The organism is Microvirga sesbaniae (genome assembly GCF_025460805.1).
GTDB classification, from domain to species: Bacteria; Pseudomonadota; Alphaproteobacteria; order Rhizobiales; family Beijerinckiaceae; genus Microvirga; species Microvirga sesbaniae.
Window position 1 is genome coordinate 303,661 of the sequence record NZ_JAMXFJ010000002.1, and the last position, 17,137, is coordinate 320,797.

At 67.3% G+C, this 17,137-nt stretch carries 15 protein-coding genes; 4 read left to right on the forward strand and 11 right to left on the reverse strand.

The window, feature by feature from the left end:
• Positions 1–3 precede the first annotated feature (3 nt).
• The 3 genes from OCW50_RS04050 to OCW50_RS04060 form a co-directional block, all read right to left on the reverse strand.
• Positions 4–1,521, reverse strand: coding sequence for a sugar ABC transporter ATP-binding protein (locus tag OCW50_RS04050; RefSeq protein WP_262296528.1), 1,518 nt, complete (start codon positions 1,519–1,521; stop codon positions 4–6).
• 76 nt (positions 1,522–1,597) lie between these two features.
• Positions 1,598–2,593, reverse strand: a complete 996-nt coding sequence (gene rhaS / locus OCW50_RS04055; RefSeq protein ID WP_262296529.1) for a rhamnose ABC transporter substrate-binding protein — start codon at positions 2,591–2,593, stop codon at positions 1,598–1,600.
• A 36-nt stretch (positions 2,594–2,629) separates the two neighbouring features.
• On the reverse strand, positions 2,630–3,442 hold the full coding sequence (locus tag OCW50_RS04060; protein ID WP_262296530.1) for a DeoR/GlpR family DNA-binding transcription regulator: 813 nt from the start codon (positions 3,440–3,442) through the stop codon (positions 2,630–2,632).
• 244 nt (positions 3,443–3,686) lie between these two features.
• On the opposite strand from OCW50_RS04060, the gene OCW50_RS04065 reads away from it, so the two are divergent.
• Both OCW50_RS04065 and rhaI read left to right on the forward strand, forming a co-directional pair.
• Positions 3,687–5,792: a bifunctional rhamnulose-1-phosphate aldolase/short-chain dehydrogenase gene (locus OCW50_RS04065; protein ID WP_262296531.1), complete on the forward strand. Its 2,106-nt coding sequence runs from the start codon at positions 3,687–3,689 to the stop codon at positions 5,790–5,792.
• 21 nt (positions 5,793–5,813) lie between these two features.
• Positions 5,814–7,109, forward strand: coding sequence for an L-rhamnose catabolism isomerase (gene rhaI, locus OCW50_RS04070; protein ID WP_262296532.1), 1,296 nt, complete (start codon positions 5,814–5,816; stop codon positions 7,107–7,109).
• A 5-nt stretch (positions 7,110–7,114) separates the two neighbouring features.
• On the opposite strand, the gene OCW50_RS04075 is transcribed toward rhaI, so the two are convergent.
• The 4 genes from OCW50_RS04075 to coxB are packed head-to-tail and all read right to left on the reverse strand — an operon-like array spanning position 7,115 to position 11,618.
• The gene (locus OCW50_RS04075; protein ID WP_262270177.1) at positions 7,115–7,642 is read right to left on the reverse strand and encodes a DUF421 domain-containing protein; all 528 of its coding nucleotides are present in this window, start codon (positions 7,640–7,642) and stop codon (positions 7,115–7,117) included.
• A 25-nt stretch (positions 7,643–7,667) separates the two neighbouring features.
• On the reverse strand, positions 7,668–8,024 hold the full coding sequence (locus tag OCW50_RS04080; protein WP_262270178.1) for a hypothetical protein: 357 nt from the start codon (positions 8,022–8,024) through the stop codon (positions 7,668–7,670).
• A gap of 1 nt (position 8,025) precedes the next feature.
• Positions 8,026–10,593, reverse strand: coding sequence for a cbb3-type cytochrome c oxidase subunit I (locus tag OCW50_RS04085; RefSeq protein ID WP_262296533.1), 2,568 nt, complete (start codon positions 10,591–10,593; stop codon positions 8,026–8,028).
• Positions 10,590–11,618 carry a cytochrome c oxidase subunit II gene (gene coxB / locus OCW50_RS04090; RefSeq protein WP_262296534.1) on the reverse strand — a complete coding sequence of 343 codons (1,029 nt, stop codon included), beginning with the start codon at positions 11,616–11,618 and terminating at the stop codon, positions 10,590–10,592. Before coxB ends, OCW50_RS04085 begins: the two co-directional genes overlap by 4 nt.
• Before the next feature lie 45 nt (positions 11,619–11,663).
• Between coxB and OCW50_RS04095 the strand changes: the two genes are divergently transcribed.
• Together OCW50_RS04095 and OCW50_RS04100 are read left to right on the forward strand one after the other, a co-directional pair.
• Positions 11,664–12,647 carry a cytochrome c oxidase assembly protein gene (locus tag OCW50_RS04095; protein WP_262296535.1) on the forward strand — a complete coding sequence of 328 codons (984 nt, stop codon included), beginning with the start codon at positions 11,664–11,666 and terminating at the stop codon, positions 12,645–12,647.
• Positions 12,644–13,186: a c-type cytochrome gene (locus OCW50_RS04100; protein WP_262296536.1), complete on the forward strand. Its 543-nt coding sequence runs from the start codon at positions 12,644–12,646 to the stop codon at positions 13,184–13,186. Before OCW50_RS04095 ends, OCW50_RS04100 begins: the two co-directional genes overlap by 4 nt.
• Positions 13,187–13,875: 689 nt before the next feature.
• Here the strand turns inward: OCW50_RS04100 and OCW50_RS04105 are convergent.
• Genes OCW50_RS04105 through nrfD form a run of 4 tightly spaced genes read right to left on the reverse strand, consistent with a single transcriptional unit; the run spans position 13,876 to position 17,133 of the window.
• Entirely contained in the window at positions 13,876–14,826 is a 951-nt protein-coding gene (locus OCW50_RS04105) for a hypothetical protein (RefSeq protein WP_262296537.1), read from the reverse strand.
• A complete protein-coding gene (locus OCW50_RS04110; protein WP_262296538.1) occupies positions 14,823–15,293 on the reverse strand; it encodes a c-type cytochrome in 471 nt (156 codons plus the stop codon). Before OCW50_RS04110 ends, OCW50_RS04105 begins: the two co-directional genes overlap by 4 nt.
• Positions 15,284–15,823, reverse strand: coding sequence for a DUF3341 domain-containing protein (locus OCW50_RS04115; RefSeq protein WP_262296539.1), 540 nt, complete (start codon positions 15,821–15,823; stop codon positions 15,284–15,286). The genes OCW50_RS04110 and OCW50_RS04115 overlap by 10 nt, the downstream gene beginning before the upstream one ends.
• The gene (gene nrfD, locus OCW50_RS04120) at positions 15,820–17,133 is read right to left on the reverse strand and encodes an NrfD/PsrC family molybdoenzyme membrane anchor subunit (protein WP_262270186.1); all 1,314 of its coding nucleotides are present in this window, start codon (positions 17,131–17,133) and stop codon (positions 15,820–15,822) included. The genes OCW50_RS04115 and nrfD overlap by 4 nt, the downstream gene beginning before the upstream one ends.
• Positions 17,134–17,137: the final 4 nt, after the last annotated feature.

A 17,137-nucleotide genomic window follows, 5' to 3' on the forward strand; every position in this document is an offset into this window, starting at 1 on the left:
CCGTCAGATGTTGCCCGTAGCCGCGCGCACCAGCGTCTCGGCATCGAGGCCGCCGCGCTCCCAGAGGCCCGCCATCCGGCCTTCCCGCATCACCATCACGCGGTCGGACATGCCGAGGATCTCCGGCAGTTCGGACGACACCATGATCACGCTCAGCCCCTCGCCGGCGAGTTCGCTCATGAAGGCGTGCACGGCGGCCTTCGACCCGATGTCGATGCCTTTGGTCGGCTCGTCCAGGATGATGACCTTCGGCTTCGTGGCGAGCCATTTCCCGATCACCACCTTCTGCTGGTTCCCGCCCGACAGGGTGCCGACGGGAACCGAGAGCGCGGCGGCGCGAAGATCGAGCCGCTCGGCGTAGCGCCGGGCCAGGGCGAACTCCTCCGCCTGCCGGAGGAAGCCGGCCCGGGTGGTCCGGTCGAGCGTCGCCATGGAGATGTTCTGGACAATCGGCATCTGCAGCACGGCGCCGTGGCGGCCGCGCTCCTCGGGCACGTAGACGATGCCGGCCGCAATGGCGTCCGCCGGCGACCGGATGGCGATGGGACGCCCCTCGAGCTCGACCGACCCGGCGCTCGGCCTGGTGATGCCGAACAGGGCCTGGCAGAACTCCGACCGCCCTGCCCCGACGAGGCCGTACAGGCCCAGGATCTCGCCCCGCCGCAGGTCGAACGAGAGGTCGTCGAACTCGGTCGGATGGGAATAGCCCGAGACCCTCAGGACGGTCGCGCCGATCGCCACGTCGGCTTTCGGGAACACATGGTCGACGGAGCGGCCCACCATCATGCGCACGATCTCGTCCTGCCCGGTCTGTGCCAGCAAGCCCGACCCGATGGACCGGCCGTCGCGGAACACCACGAAGCGCTCGGCGATCTGGTAGACCTCCTCGAACTTGTGGCTGATGAACAGGATGGCCTTGCCCTGCTTCTTCAGCCGCTCGATGATCCGGAAGAGGTCCTCGACCTCCTTGTAGGAGAGCGCGGCGGTCGGCTCGTCCATGATGACCACGCGGGCTTCCACCGACAGGGCTCGCGCGATGGCCACGAGATGGCGATGGGCGATCGAGAGATCCTTCAGCCGCGCGTAGGGGCTGATTGGCGCGTCGATGGAGGAGAGCAGCGCCGCCGCGCGGGCGTTCATGGCCGCCCAGTTGACGAAGCCCAGACGGTTTCTGGGCGCGTGCCCGAGGAAGATGTTTTCGGCGACGGAGAGCTCGTCGAACAGCACGGTCTCCTGATGGATCGCCGTGATGCCGCTCCGGATCGCCGCCTCGGCATTGGCGAAATGCACCGGAACGCCGTCGACGACGATCTCGCCTTCGTCCGGCTGATAGATCCCGGTGAGGATCTTCACGAGGGTCGACTTGCCGGCCCCGTTCTCGCCGATGAGCGCCGTGACCGTTCCCGGATGGAGCGCGACGTCCACGTGATCGAGCGCCTTCACCCCCGGGAAGGACTTGGAGATGCCACGCATCTCCAGAAGCGGGACCTGGATCTCGGGAAGCGCCTGAACCACGGACATGGAAAAGCCTGTCAATCACCGATGAGTGCAGGGAGGGCGCGGCTCTCCACGCCCTCCCCTATGGCTTGGAGCGATCTCAGAAGATCTTGGCGAACTCGTCGACGTTGCTCTTGTCGTAGACGAAGGGGTCGGCCATGGCGGCCTCGCCGTTGTCGCCGATCTTGATCTTGCCCATGCGGCCGGCATTGATCTCGGAACCGGGCTTGCCGTCGGTCTCCCCCTTCACGAGGCGATAGGCGATCTGCGCGGCCGAGTAACCGAGATCGATCGGGTTCCAGATCGCGAATTCCTTGGTAGCGCCGGAATGGACGGCGCCGGCCATCTCGGACGGAAGCCCGAGGCCCGTCACGTAGACCTGACCGATCTTGCCGGCATCCTTCACCACCTGCGAGGCGGCGAGCACGCCCACCGTGGTCGGGGCGACGATCACCTTCACGTTCGGATGCGACTTCAGCAGGCCCTGCGCCTCGCGATAGCTCTTGTCGGCCAGATCGTCGCCGTACACGGTGGTGACGAGGTTCAGGCCGGGATATTTCGGAAGCTGCTTCTTCATCTCGGCGATCCAGGTGTTCTGGTTGGTCGAGGTGGAGGTGGCCGACAGGATGGCGAAATCGCCCTTGCCGTCCGGCAGATGGGAGGCCGCGAGCTTCAGGCACATGTTGCCGATCAGCTCGTTCGACGACGGGTTGAGGTGTACGATGCGCCCGTCCTTGCCGACGGCGGAATCCCAGGAGATCACCTTGATGCCGCGCTGCGCGGCCCGCTTCAGCGCCGGGACGACGGCGTCCGGATCGTTGGCCGAGATCGCGATCGCATCGACGCGCTGGGCGATGAGCGCGTTGATCACCTCGATCTGCCCTTCGGCGGTCGTGGTGGTCGGCCCGGTATAGATCACCTCGACGCCGCCGAGCTCCTTGGCGGCTTCCTGGGCGCCCTTGTTGGCCGCCTCGAAGAAGCCGTTGCCGAGGGATTTCGCCACGAGGCCGATCTTCATGGTCTGGGCGCTGGCCTGGCCGGCGAACAGGGCGAGACCCAGCGCCGTGCCGAGGGCGAGCTTTGCAAATGCCTTCATGTTCTTCCTCCCTTTCAAAGCACCTCCCGCCGGCTCTCAGGCCGCCGATGAGGATTCCACGGACTGATCGCCCGCCGTCGTTCCGGCGATGATCAGCTTGATTCCCGCATTCTCGATCATGGTCCTGGCCGAATCCGGGATGGCGTCGTCGGTGATCAGCGTGGAGACCCGGTCGAGGGGACAGAGTATGAGGCTCGAGCGGCGCTGGAACTTGGTGGAATCCACCATCAGGACCAGCTCGTCCGCCTGATTGATGAGCTTCTGCTCCGCCTGGATGATCAGGGCGTCCTGCTCCATGACGCCCAGCGTGCCGACGCCCTGAGCGCCCATGAACATGCGGCGGGCATAGAAGTTGCGCGTCACGTCGTTCTCGAACGGCGACAGGATGATGCTCTGGTCGCGATAGATCGAGCCGCCCGGCAGCATCACCTGGTTCTTCGAATGCTTGACGAGATGCTCGGCGATGGCGAACGAGTTCGTGAAGACCTGGAGCCGTCGGCCGGTCAGATAATGCACCATCTGGAACGTGGTCGTGCCGCCGTTGATGATGATGGCGTCGCCCTCGGTGCACAGGGCCACGGCCTCGCGGGCGATGGCGCGCTTCTTGGCGATGTTCTCGGCCTCCGAGACGCGGAACGGCTTGGCCGCGAGGCTGCCGATCTGGGCCGGGTGAAGGGCCTCCGCGCCGCCGCGCACGCGCCGCAGCCGCCCCTGAACGTGCAGGGCCGCGATGTCGCGGCGGATCGTGGCCTCCGAGGCGGAGGTCAGCTCCACGAGATCCTGGACTGTCGCGACCGGCTTCTCCTGGACGGCGCTCAGGATGATCCGGTGCCTTTCACGTTCGTGCATGGTTCCTCGACAGTGCGGCGCGACGATGACCGGAAGGATCCAAGACCTTTCAGATTCACGCAAGGTCCGGCTGAGACTGAGCCGTAAACCGATCACAGTCAATCAACCTTGGGATCGTCCCTGCGTATAGTGATCACAATTGATCAGATTTGATCGTTTCTGGTTGACATCGTCGGAGCGTCCCGCCACCTTTCGCCTCAAATCCGGGGCCGATTGCGCCCTTGCGAGCGATCAGGAGGACACCGTGGACACCGCCACCCAAGCCGTCAGACTCCTCGAGAATCACTGGGACGACGCCAAGGCGGCCACCCTCGACGAGCCGGGCCTCCTGCTCTACCGCTCCAACCTGCTCGGCGCCGACAAGCGGATCACCAATTACGGCGGGGGCAACACCTCGGCCAAGGTGACCGAAACCGATCCGCTCACGGGCGAGACGGTGGAGGTGCTCTGGGTCAAGGGGTCGGGCGGCGACGTGGGCACGATCAAGCTCGACGGCTTCGCGACCCTCTACATGGACAAGCTGCGCTCCCTGAAGACCCTCTACAAGGGCGTCGAGGACGAGGACCGCATGGTGGCCTTCCTGCCCCACGCCACCTTCAATCTCAACACCCGGGCGGCGTCCATCGACACGCCGCTCCACGGCTTTCTGCCCTACAGGCATGTGGATCACATGCATCCGGACGCGATCATCGCGATTGCCGCGTCCAGGGACTCCCGCGAGCTGACCCGCGAGATCTTCGGCGACGAGATCGGCTGGCTCCCCTGGCGCCGCCCCGGGTTCCAGCTCGGCCTCGATCTGGAGGCCTTCGCCAGGGCTCATCCGGACGCCAAGGGCGTGGTGCTCGAGAGCCATGGACTCTTCACTTGGGCGGACGACGCCAAGGAATGCTACGAGCTGACTCTGCGCATCATCAATCGGGCCATCCAGTGGTTCGCCGAGAAGACGGCGGGCAAGCCGGCCTTCGGCGGAGCGGTGACGTCCAGCCTGTCGCGGGACGAGCGCCGCAGGATCGCCGCGCGCCTGATGCCGGAAATCCGCGGCAGGATCGGCCAGGCGGAGCGCAAGCTCGGTCATTTCGACGACCAGGACGCGGTGCTCGAATTCGTCAATTCCGCCGATCTGAAGCCCCTGGCCCAGCTCGGCACCAGCTGCCCCGATCACTTCCTGCGCACGAAGATCCGCCCGCTCGTGCTCGACTTCGACCCGAAGGCGCCGGACGTCGACGCGGTTCTCGCCGGCCTCGATGTGGCGCTCGAGGCCTACCGGGCCGACTACTCCCGCTATTACGAGCAGTCGAAGCACCCGAACAGCCCCAAGATGCGCGATCCCAACCCGGTGATCTTCCTGATCCCCGGCGTCGGCATGCTGTCCTTCGCCCGCGACAAGGCGACGGCGCGCATCGCGAGCGAGTTCTACGTCAATGCCATCAACGTGATGCGCGGCGCCTCCTCGGTGTCCGAGTACCAGGGCCTTCCCGAGCAGGAAGCCTTCGACATCGAGTACTGGCTGCTCGAGGAAGCCAAGCTCCAGCGCATGCCCAAGCCCAAGAGCCTGGCGGGCCGCGTCGCCTTCATCACGGGCGGGGCCGGCGGCATCGGCCGCGCCACGGCCGAACGCCTGGTCACTGAGGGCGCCTGCGTGGTGCTGGCCGACATCGACCAGGATTCTCTTACCGCGACGGTCGAGGATTTCTCCAAGCGCTTCGGTCAGGATTCGGTGCGCGGCGTGACGCTCAACGTTACGAGCGAGCCGGACGTCCTGTCCTCGTTCATCGAGGCCAGCGTCGAGTTCGGCGGCATCGACATCCTCGTGTCCAATGCCGGCATCGCCTCCTCGGCTCCCGTGGAGGACACCGATCTGGCGATGTGGAACCGCAACATCGACATCCTGGCGACCGGCTATTTCCTCGTGTCGCGGGAGGCGTTCCGCCTGTTCCGGCGCCAGAAGCTCGGCGGCAACGTGGTCTTCGTCTCGTCGAAGAACGGCCTCGCCTCCTCACCCAACGCCTCGGCCTATTGCACCGCCAAGGCGGCGGAGATCCACCTCGCCCGCTGCCTGGCGCTCGAGGGCGCAGACGCCGGCATCCGCGTCAACACGGTCAATCCCGACGCGGTGCTGCGCGGCTCCAAGATCTGGACCGGCGAGTGGCGCGAGCAGCGCGCCGCCTCGTCGAAGCTCGCGGTTGACGAGCTCGAGGAGCACTACCGCAAGCGCTCGCTGCTGAAGCTGAACGTCTTCCCGGAGGACATTGCCGAGGCGATCTACTTCCTCGCATCGGACCTGTCCGCCAAATCGACCGGCAACATCATCAACGTGGATGCGGGCAACGCGACGTCGTTCACGCGATAAGACCCGCCCAGGGAGAACGCCATGACCGAATACAGGATCGCCGGCGAGATAGTCGCCGCCGACAACGACAAGCGCGCGAGCGCCCTGAAGGCGGATTACGAGGCGCTGGGCGTAAGGCTCGCCCGCGACGGCCTCGACATCGATTCCGTCACCGGCAAGGTCGCGCAGTTCTTCGTGGCGGTTCCCTCCTGGGGCGTCGGCACCGGCGGCACGCGGTTCGCGCGCTTTCCCGGCAGCGGCGAGCCGCGCAACATCTTCGACAAGCTCGATGATTGCGCGGTGATCCAGCAGCTCACCCGCGCGACGCCCACCGTGTCGCTCCACATCCCCTGGGACAAGGTCGACGATCCGCGGCGGCTCAAGGCTCATGGCGACGCCCTGGGGCTCGGCTTCGACGCCATGAACTCCAACACCTTCTCCGATGCTCCCGGCCAGGAGAAGAGCTACAAGTTCGGGTCCTTAAGCCACACGGATGCCGCGACGCGCCGGCAGGCCATCGAGCACAACATCGAGTGCATCGAGATCGGCCGGGCGATCGGCTCCAAGGCGCTGACCGTCTGGATCGGCGACGGCTCGAACTTTCCGGGACAGACGAGCTTCACCCGGAGCTTCGAGCGCTATCTCGACTCGATGAAGACGATCTATCAGCAACTGCCGGAGGACTGGCGCATCTTCTCCGAGCACAAGATGTACGAGCCGGCCTTCTATTCCACCGTCGTGCAGGATTGGGGCACCAACTACCTGATCGCGACGGAGCTCGGCGAGAAGGCCTTCTGCCTCGTCGATCTCGGCCATCATGCGCCGAACGTCAACATCGAGATGATCGTGGCGCGCCTGATTCAGTTCAGGAAGCTCGGCGGCTTCCACTTCAACGACTCGAAATACGGCGATGACGACCTCGATGCGGGCGCCATCGACCCCCACCGCCTGTTCCTGGTCTTCAACGAGCTGGTCGATGCCGAGCACCGGGGGGCCGAGAACTTCCACCCGGCCCACATGATCGACCAGTCGCACAACGTGACCGATCCGATCGAGAGCCTGATCCGCAGCGCCAACGAGATCCGCCGCGCCTATGCCCAGGCGCTTCTCGTGAACCACAAGGCCCTCGAGGGCTATCAGGAGGACAACGACGCCCTCATGGCGTCCGAGACCCTGAAGGCGGCCTACCGGACCGACGTGGACCCGATCCTCGCCATGGCGCGCCTGCAGGCCGGCGGCGCCATCGACCCGATCGCCGCCTACCGGGCGAGCGGCTATCGCCAGAATGTCGCCAGGGAACGCCCGGCCGTCGCAGGCGGCAGCGGCGGCATCGTCTAAGGGAACTAGACAATGCCCTTCAGGGACTCGTCGTTGCGGCCGGTCTCACCCTTGTCCTTCCGGATGACGCTGATCGTCCCGTCGCCCTCGATATAGGCCTTCTTCACCTCGGAGCAGTGCTCGATGCCCTGCTCCCGCAACTGGCTGGTGAGCTCCTCCGTGGTGATCATCTCCTGCCGCATGTTCTTCGGCAGCATCTTGCCGTTCTCGATCAGCAGCAGCGGCGACGGCCGCACGAAACGCTGGAAGGCCGGGAAGTGGAAGCCGAGCCAATCGATGGCGTAGTTCCAGAACACGATGGTGAGGACGAGAAGACCGCCCTCGGTAATCGACTTGTACTCGTTCGCCATCGCGTTCTGGGCCGCATCGGCGATGAGGACGATCACGAGAAGATCCGCGACCCCGATCACGCCGGTCTGCCGCTTGAGCAGGAAGCGCAGGATCAGGAACAGCATGATGTAGGTCATCGTCCCGCGCAGGATGATCTCGGGGATCGAGTGAACCGGGATGAACATCTCCTGCCAGTTGATCATGGTCGGACCTCGCGTGTCGGGCGCCTCAGGCGCAGGCCGGAAGGATGAGGGCGGGAAGCCCCTGCCACAGGATGGCGATCAGCGAGAGCCCGCCGATCAGCGCTCCCGCCTGGGTCATGAACCGGTCCGCCGGAGCCGCCTGCCCGCTCATTCGCCTCTGAGTCCGCAGTGACCAGGAGAGCGCGGCGGCGGCGGCCAGGAAGGCCGCGAATGTCGTGATAAGGATGACGGCCTGCACGGCTCCGGTCCCGAGGAGCGTCGCGTCGGCCCGGTCGAGGCCGCAGAGGGTCGACGTCGCCCCGTAGATGACGGTGAACTGGACCGCCCATGCGAGGAGCCCGGCCAGCATCAGCGCAACCTGTCCCGTCCGCCGCCGGGTCATGCTACAGCCCTCCGATCAGGCGCGGGAAGCCGTGGACGACTGCCAGGCCGACCAAGCCCTGGCCGACCGTGTAGGACCAGAACAGCATCGTGTTGTCGAAGGTGGTGCGGCGGATGCTGTCGAGCCGGCCGGCGAGCCAGCGGGCAATGGTGTAGAGCCCCATGACGAGCGTCGTCAGGACGAAGAAGATCTGCAGGGACACGATGGCGTAGACCGCCGCCCCGTAGGCATGGGTCGAGGGGCTCAGGCCCGTCCGCCATTGCGCCCACAGGTCCGTCGCGGACGCGCCGGACACGAGCAGGAGCGCCGCCGCGATCAGGATCGGCACGGATCGCGGGCTGCGGCGGTCGTCGCCCCTCAGGATGCGGCTGGCCATGGCGATCAGCGCGGCGCTGGCGAGATAGAGCATGGCCGAGGCGACGGGCCAGAGCCGTTCCGGCAGGTCGACGCCGCGCGGCGGCCACGCGCCGGGATTCACGAGCCACAGGAACAGGTAGGAGAAGATAAGGCAGGTGAACACCATGCCGTACACCACCATGAGGACGATCATCGCCCACCAGGAATGGTTCATCGGGCCGGTGACATAGACCGGCACCACGATGCCGCCGCCGATGTGGGCGGGCGGGCGGACGGGGCCGGGGTCGGTCTCCCACAGCCACCAGATCACGCAACCGACCGCGAGCACGCCGCAGACCACGGACAGCATGACCAACTTCACGGTCAGCAGCAGGAAGAAAGCCGCCGTGAACAATGCGGCGAGGACCGGCTGCCAGCCGGGGCCCGGGATCTGCAGGATGTATTGCGGCGTCGCATCGAACGGGCTCGTGACCAGCGCCTCGCGCCCGCCGGTCGCGGTGCCCGGCAGGTAGTAGCGTCCGTCTTCCACGTCCTTCGGCAGGTTCGGCTGATCCCACAGCGGATCGCGGCTGACGACCGCCGGGATGCTGCGCGTCGCGTAATTGCCGTTCGGAAGCCACTCGAGCGTCCCGGCGTTCCAGACATTGCCCGCATTGTCCTCGCCGGCGAAGCGGAAGTTGCGCGCCAGATCGACGAGGAAGACCGCGACGCCCGCGGCGATCATGAACGCCCCGACGGTGGAGACCAGGTTGAGCGCGTCCCATCCCATGCCGACCGGATAGGTATAGACGCGCCGGGGCATGCCGATGAGGCCGGTGACGTGCATCGGCAGGAACGTCACGTTCACGCCGAGGAACATGAGGCCGAACACCCAGCGCCCGAGCCGTTCGGACAAGGCGCGTTTGCTCGCCACCGGCACCCAGTAATAGAAGGCGGCGAAGAGCGGGAACACCATGCCGCCGATGAGCACGTAGTGCAGATGCGCCACGACGAAATAGCTGTCGTGGGCTTGCCAGTCGAACGGCGCCATGGCGACCATCACGCCCGTGAGACCGCCAAGCGTGAAGATGAACAGGAACCCGATGACGAAAAGCGACGGCGTGGTGAGCTTCATGCGCCCGGACGCGATGGTGGCGATCCAGGCGAAGACCTGGATGCCGCTCGGCACCGCCACGGCCGTGCTGGCCGCCGAGAAGAAGCTCAAGGACATCTTCGGCAGGCCGGTGGCGAACATGTGGTGCACCCACAGGCCGAAGGAGAGGAAGCCCGTGGCGATGAGCGCCAGCACGACCAGCCGGTAGCCGACGAGGGGCGTCTGCGCCATGGCGGGCACGATCATCGACACCATGCCGGTCGCCGGCAGGAAGATGATGTAGACCTCCGGGTGGCCGAAGAACCAGAACAGGTGCTGCCACAACAGCGGATCCCCGCCCCGCTCGGCGATGAAGAACGGCCAGTCGAAGGCGCGCTCCATCTCGAGCAGCAGCGTGCCCAGGATGATCGCCGGAAAGCCGATGACGATCATCACGGCGAAGACGAGCATGGCCCAGGAATAGACCGGCAGCTTGTCGAGGCTCATGCCGACCGCCCGGGTCTTCATCACGCCCACGATGATCTCGATGGCGCCCGCGATGGCCGAGATCTCGATGAAGCCGATGCCCAGAAGCCACCAGTCGGCGTTCTCGGCGGGCGAGTACTTGCTGCCGGTGAGCGGCGGATACATGAACCAGCCGCCATCGGGCGACAACCCGAAGAAGATCGTGCCGAAGAACACGAGGCCGCCGACGAAATAGGCCCAGAAGGCATAGGCCGACAGGCGCGGGAACGGCAGGTCGCGGGCCGCCTGCATGTTGGGCAGAAGATAGACGCTCGCGGCCTCCACGGCCGGCACCGCGAAGAGGAACATCATCACCGTGCCGTGCATGGTGAAGAGCTGGTTGTAGAGATCGTGCCCGACAAGATCGCTTTCCGGAGCCGCGAGCTGCGCCCGCATGATCAGAGCGAGGATGCCGGCCAGGATAAAGAACAGGAACGCCGTCGCGACATACCACAGGCCCACATAGGTGTTGTTGACCGCCGTGATGAAGCTGAGGCCGCGGGGAGCCTTCCAGGCCTTCTCCAGCGCCTCGAACTCACCGTCCGGGCGCGGCAGCGGATTGGGACGATCGGGCTCCTGCGGGGAGAAGGCGCCGGGGCGCTCGGGCAGGTTCATTTCAGGCTCTCCAGATACCCGGCCAGCGCCCTGAGGTCCTCGCCCGTGAACGACCCATAGGACGGCATCCTGACGCCCGGCTTGATGTGCTGCGTGTTGGCGATCCAGCCGGCGAGGGTCCCGACATTGTTCGGGAACTGGCCCGCCCCGATGGTGCGGCGGCTGCCCACATGGGTCAGGTCGGGCCCGAACGCCCCGTCGGCCTCCGTCCCGCGCACCTCATGGCAGGAGCCGCATCCACCGGCGCGGAACAGCGCCCGGCCCCGCGCCAGGTCCGGCAGGTCCGGTTCCCGGGCGGGCTTCGCCTGTCCGTCGCGCCAGTCCGCGAAGGCGTCGGGCTCCAGCGCCACCACGTCGAAGGCCATGCGGGCATGCTGGTCGCCGCAGAACTCGGCGCAGACGCCGCGATAGATTCCCGGCCGCTCGGCCGTGAAAGTGAGGCGGTTGACGCGCCCCGGAATCATGTCGATCTTGCCGCCGAAATTCGGGATCCAGAAGCTGTGGATCACGTCGGCGGCGGTGACCGACACCGTCACCGGGCGGCCGACGGGAACGACGAGCTCGTTCGCCGTGGCGAACGCGGCCCTCTCCTGATCGGCGGGATATGTCACCCGCCACCAGTATTGCTCGCCGATCACCTCGACGGGGAGCGCGCCCGGCCTCGGCATGTCCGTGTCGCGCATGACGATCAGCCCATAGGGCAGAAGGCCGGACAGAACCACGATGGGAAAGGCGAGCCCGCCGATGACCACGGTCCTGCGGCTTCCGAGCCAGGCCCGCCGCTCGGGGGCGGCGAAGATCGCATAGAGCAGGAGCCCGGTGACGAGAAGAAAGATCAGGCAGCCGCCCGCCGTCATGACGAGGGCAAGCCGGTAGATCCGGAGCGCATCGCCGCCGGCCGGATCGAGCGCCGACTGGATCCCGTCGCAGCCCATGAGGGCGAGCGCGCTCGCGCCGAGAGCCGCACGCGCCGTCGCGGTGCGCAGCCGCCCCGCAGGGCCCTGCCGTGTCGCTTCGAGATCCATCCGCCCTACATGGGTGCTGCATGCCCTGAACGGATAAGCTTGGCCGTGAGACTTGGTTCCCGCGAAACGTCCTGCCGGAAATGGCCGAACACGGCCTCGAGCCTCCTTCCCGCTGCGGCCGCGCTCCTGCCCGGCGGCCCCGCCCTCGCCCATGGCACGGCGCCTCACGGCCCGGGCGATCTCTGGCATTCCTGGTCGGCCGACCCTCTCGTCACGATCCCCCTTGCCGCTTCGAGCCTGGTGTTCGTCCTCGGCGCACGGCGCCTGCGCTGCCGGTTCGGCCGGTTCCTGCCGGGATTCGGCTCGGCCCAGATCCTCTGCTTCGCCGCGGGCATTTTCGTGCTGGCGGTCGCGCTCCTCTCTCCGCTGGAAGGGTTGTCCAAGCCGCTCCTGTCGGCCCACATGGTGCAGCACATCCTCCTGATCGCCGTGGCGCCGCCTCTGCTGGTGCTCGGCAAGCCGGAAGTGCCGTGGCTCTGGGCCCTGCCCGTGCCGTGGCGGCGCGGGCTGGCGCGCAGCGGGCCCATGAGATCGGTGCTCTCCGTGCTCGCGCCCTGCGCACGTCCGATCCCGGCCGCGACGATCCACATGGCGACCCTGTGGATCTGGCACAGCCCGGCGCTCTTCGACGCCGCCGTCGCGTCGGACCGGCTGCATTGGCTCGAGCACCTTCTCTTCTTCGTCACCGCGCTCCTGTTCTGGCGTGGAATCATCAAGGCCCGGTCGGGACGCCAGGGGGCGGCGGCCGCCCTGATCGCGTGTTTCGTCACGCTGCTGCAGAGCGGCCTCCTGAGCGCCCTCCTCAGCTTCGCCCGCGAAGCGCTCTATCACGCGCCGGACACCGCCGCCTGGGGCCTGAGCGCCCTGGAGGACCAGCAGCTCGCCGGCGCGATCATGTCCCTTCCCATGTGCGGCATCTATCTCATGGCCGGCCTGGTCATGGCCCTCCGGCTCGTGACGGCGCCCGGCCGGGAACGGAGACCGCGCCCGCCGGTTGCCCCGTCGAATCTTCTCAAGCAGAGCCCATGACCCGGCGCGCCCTGACCGCTCTTTCGCTCCTCCCGATCCTGGCCGGAATCGCCGCCTGCGGCGAGCCGCAGAGCGGGGCCGTCATGACGATCGCAGGCGGCGAGCCCGAGCGGGGACGCGCTCTGATCCAGGCCTATGGCTGCGGCACGTGCCACGCGATCGACGGCGTCAGGGGCGCACGAGGCCGAGTGGGACCGGCGCTGAAGGATTATGCCCGACAGCACCTTCTCGCCGGCTTCCTGCCGAACACCCCGCCGAACCTGATCGCCTGGCTGGTCGACCCCGTCGCCCTGAAGCCCCGCACCGGCATGCCGGCTCAAGGGTTGACGGAGACGGAGGCGCGCCACATCGCGAGCTATCTTTACAGCCTCGGCGACGGCGGGGCGCCGGTCTATCCGCCCGATCCCCCGCTCCCGCTCGGTGGGCAAGGGAACACGGCGATCGATCTCCCGCGGCCGGCCGCCGATCCGGCCGAGACGCAGCCCCGCACGCGCCGGCTCGTGCCGAACCGACCCATCGGCCCCGACGCCAAGACCTAGATCATTTTTCGGTGAACCGGATCCGGTTCACCGGCAAACAATGCGGCGAGCGCATCGGACAATCGGGAGAGCCGTCGCTCCCCGCGACGTCATCACCGGGCTCGTCCCGGTGATCCCGATACGGTGAGGCTCGGCGCTTGTCTTCATCGGGATGGCCGGCAAGAGGCGGATGATGACCGGCCGGCCGTGACGTGGGGAGGCTATCACCACCCGCTCACACCACCCTCCCACGTCATCACCGGGCTTGTCCCGGTGATCCCGCTTCTGAGAGGCGCCGCGCCTTTCCGATCGGGATGGCCGGCACAAGGCCGGCCATGACGTGGGGAGGGTGGCGGGAAGGGCGGAGGGTGCCATGACGCCGGAGGGTGTTCGCACCGGGTCACACACACACACCATGTCATCACCGGCCTTGTGCCGGTGATCCCCATGGTGTGGAACGCCGCACCTCACCGGATCGAGATGGCCGGCACAAGGCCGGCCATGACGTGGGGAGGGTGTCATCACCGGGCTTGTCCCGGTGATCCCGATAACGAAGAGCGCCGCGTTTCACCGCATCAGGATGGCCAGCAAGAGGCCGGCGATGACCGGCCGGCCATGACGTGGGAGGGCGTCAGGAGGGCGTGAGTTCGATGACACGTCCGATGCTTGAGGCCAAGAAGAGAGATGAGCCCCCGTGAGCGGACGCAGTTCTAAGGATCCGCGGCGGCTTCCTCGGCATAAGTGGGGCGAAGGCGCATCACGCCCCAGAAGACGGCGAACCAAACGGCCGCCGCGCCGAGGATGATGGCCAGATCGGCCCATGACGGATCCTTCTCGGGCTGGAGGATCCAGAGCGTGTGCGTGCCGTGGTACAGGAGCGCCAGCGCGCTTCCGGCGATCATGCCGGCCCTGCTGACCCCCGACGGCACCAGCACCAGGACGGCGGCCAGCATCAGCAGACAGGCTCCCTTGAGGAGAGCGAGGCTCCCGGCATCCGCTCGCCTCATGTACCACGCGGCGCCATCCGGCAGATTGGCCAGCCAGACGATGATGAACTGCGCGAACCATGTCCACAGGGTCAGGAGCGCCATCGTGAGCAACGCCCGCTCCAGGCTCCTCATGCGCGCCGGCGAGGCAGGCTCCGGCCTGAGCAGCGTGACCAGGATGGCGAGCGCGAGGGCGGCCAGAGCCTGGCTCAGTCCGAAGGCGAAGCCGAACAGGCTCGACCACCAATGCGGCTCCCGGGAGAGAACCCAGTCATAGGCCGCAAAGCTCATCATGGGCGTCAGGAGGGCGAGCCCGACGGCGCTCGCCCGGCGTACGTACGGCGTCCGGATCAGCCAGACAGCCAGGGCGGCGCAGACCGACAGATAGACGGCGCTCCTCAGCAGGAAGAAGCCAGGGCTCAGGAAAGAGGCGCGCAGGGGCGGCAGGCCCGCCCGACCGCCGACCCAGGGGAAGATCTCGCCGAGGCCGAAAGCCAGCGGAAGACCAAGCAGGAGCAGCAGCGGCATCGTGAGGGCGGCGGCCTCCACCTCGGCTCGCACAGGGGCCAGCCAATGCTCGCTCATCACGTGGCCGATCATCAGCACCGCGAGGCTCCCCATGGCGAGCCCCGACAGGCCGATGAACGCGACATAGACGGCATCGGTCGGGCTCATGGGTTTTCCTCCAGACCCTGCAATCGCTTCACGTGGTGGGCGATCGCCCAGCGCTCCTCGGGCAGCACGCGGTCCGCGTAGGGAAACATCCGGCCCTTGCCGTGAGTGATCACCTGCACGATCTGCTCCGGCGACAGGCCGCGCAGGCGCTCCTCGCGATAGGATGGCGGCGGCGCGAAGCCGCGCGAGACGACCGTTCCGTCGCCGCGCCCGCCGATCCCGTGGCAGGGCGAGCAGAACACCCGGAACCGCTCCTCGCCCCGTGCCAGGAGTTGCGGCGTCGGTTCGGGCCCGGGCGGTTCGAGGGCCGCCTGCCGGGCGGCCGCTCCCCGGGCGATGGTGCCCGGCGGGAGCGCCTGATAGGGTCTCTGAACGGTCCGCGTGGACGCGACGGCATTCCGCTCCTCGGTGCCGGTATCGCAGGCTGCCAGGAGCCCTAGGCCGACGAGGCCGATCGCTAGCCGCATGCGGGGACCTCGCGCACCATCATCGGTGACTGGGCTTCCAGGAATCCTCGGGTCTCGCCGTCCTCGAACAGCGGATCGTCGCCCAGGATGCAGAGGAAGAAGCGGTCGTTCGACGCCCGCTCGAAACCGTGCACGGCGAAGACGGGATGATGGAGCCGCGGCAGCCGCAGGATCAGAAGCAACCCGATCAGGGTCGCGGCCCCCGCCCAGAGGATCGCGACGATCAGGGTCGCCGGGATGAAGGCCGGCCAGCTGTCGAGGGGACGGCCGCCCACGTTCAGGGGATAATCGACGGCGTTCATCCAGTACTGGGCGGTGTATTGGAGACCGGCGCCGATCAGGCCCGCCACGAAGGCGATCCAGGGAACGACGGTGGTGCGGACGCCGAGCTCCCCGGCGAGATCCGGCAGGGGGAACGGGCTGTAGGCATCGAGCCGCGTGTAGCCGGCGCGCTTCGCCGCCCTCACGGCCGCCAGAAGGGCGTCGGGCGTCTTGAATTCGGCCATGACGCCGTGGGGAGCCCGCGTCATGAGGAGGCCTCCTCGTGCTCGTCGTGGCGGGTCTCGAACATGGAGACCACCGGCAAGAACCGCACGAACAGCAGCAGGAGCGCGGCGAACAGCCCGAGGGTCCCGAGGAAGAGTCCGGTTTCCGGAAGGGTCGGCGCGTAGGTGCGCCAGACGGAGGGCAGGTAATCCGTTTGGAGGCCGCCGACGATGATCGAGAAGCGGTCGAACCAAACGCCGACCCCGATGGAAATTCCGACGAAGATCCCCGCGACGGTGCTCCGGCGCGCGGCCTTCAACCAGAGAAGCTGCGGGATCAGGATGCTGTAGACGATGGACGTCCAGTAGAGGCCCGCGTAATCGCCCGTGATGCGGTTGAAGGTGGCCTCCTGCGGCACGGGCTCGGCGAGAAGTGCCGACGCGATCTCGTCGAGGTAGAGATAGCCGGACACCAGGGCGCTCGCGAGGACGAGCCGGCCCAGGAGATCGACGTCCTCATCGTCGATATAGCGCCCCAGCCGCAGGCCCCAGCGCAGCAGGACCGCCACGAGCAGCACGATGGACAATCCCTGCGCCAGGCCGGTGGCCACGAAATGCAGCGGCTGGCGCGTCTCGTGCCAGTCGGGCACCAGGGTCACGGCGAACTCGAACGCCACCGTGCTCTGCATGATGAGGATCAGGGGCAGCACCAGGATGGCCACGAGGCGGTACGCGCGCTGGTGATAGGCCCAGTCGCGGACCGAGCCGCGCCAGCCGAGGGCGAAGACCCCGTAGAGGCGCTTTCCCGCCCGGGTCCGGGCGCGGTCGCGCAGGGTCGCGAGGTCGGGGATGAGGCCCACATACCAGAGCAGGCTCGTCACGATCGCGTGGGTGCTGATGGCCCAGAAGTCCCAGGTCAGGGTGCTGCGGAACTGCGGCCAGACCTGGAAGGTCGCCGGATAGGGGAAGACCCAGTAGAACAGCCAGGGACGCCCGAGATGGACGATCGGGAAGATGCCCGCGCAGATCACGGCGAAGAACGCCACGCCCTCGGCGAAGCGGTTGACCGCGGTGCGCAGGTCGTGGCGGCGCAGCACCAGGATGGCGGCGAACAGGCTCGCTCCGTTGGCGATGCCGATCCACCAGGCGTAGTTGATGAGGTCGAAGCCCCACACGAAGGGAATGTTCACGCCCCAGACGCCGACGCCGAGGATCGCCACCGAGATCAGCGTGTAGCCCAGCAGCAGCACGAGCGCGCCCGAGGCGAGAAGCGCGACCCACCAGATCCAGCCGAACCGCCTGGACAGCGGGACGTCCGCGACCGTGTTCGTCACCGCCTGGGCCTCGCTGCTCATCGGG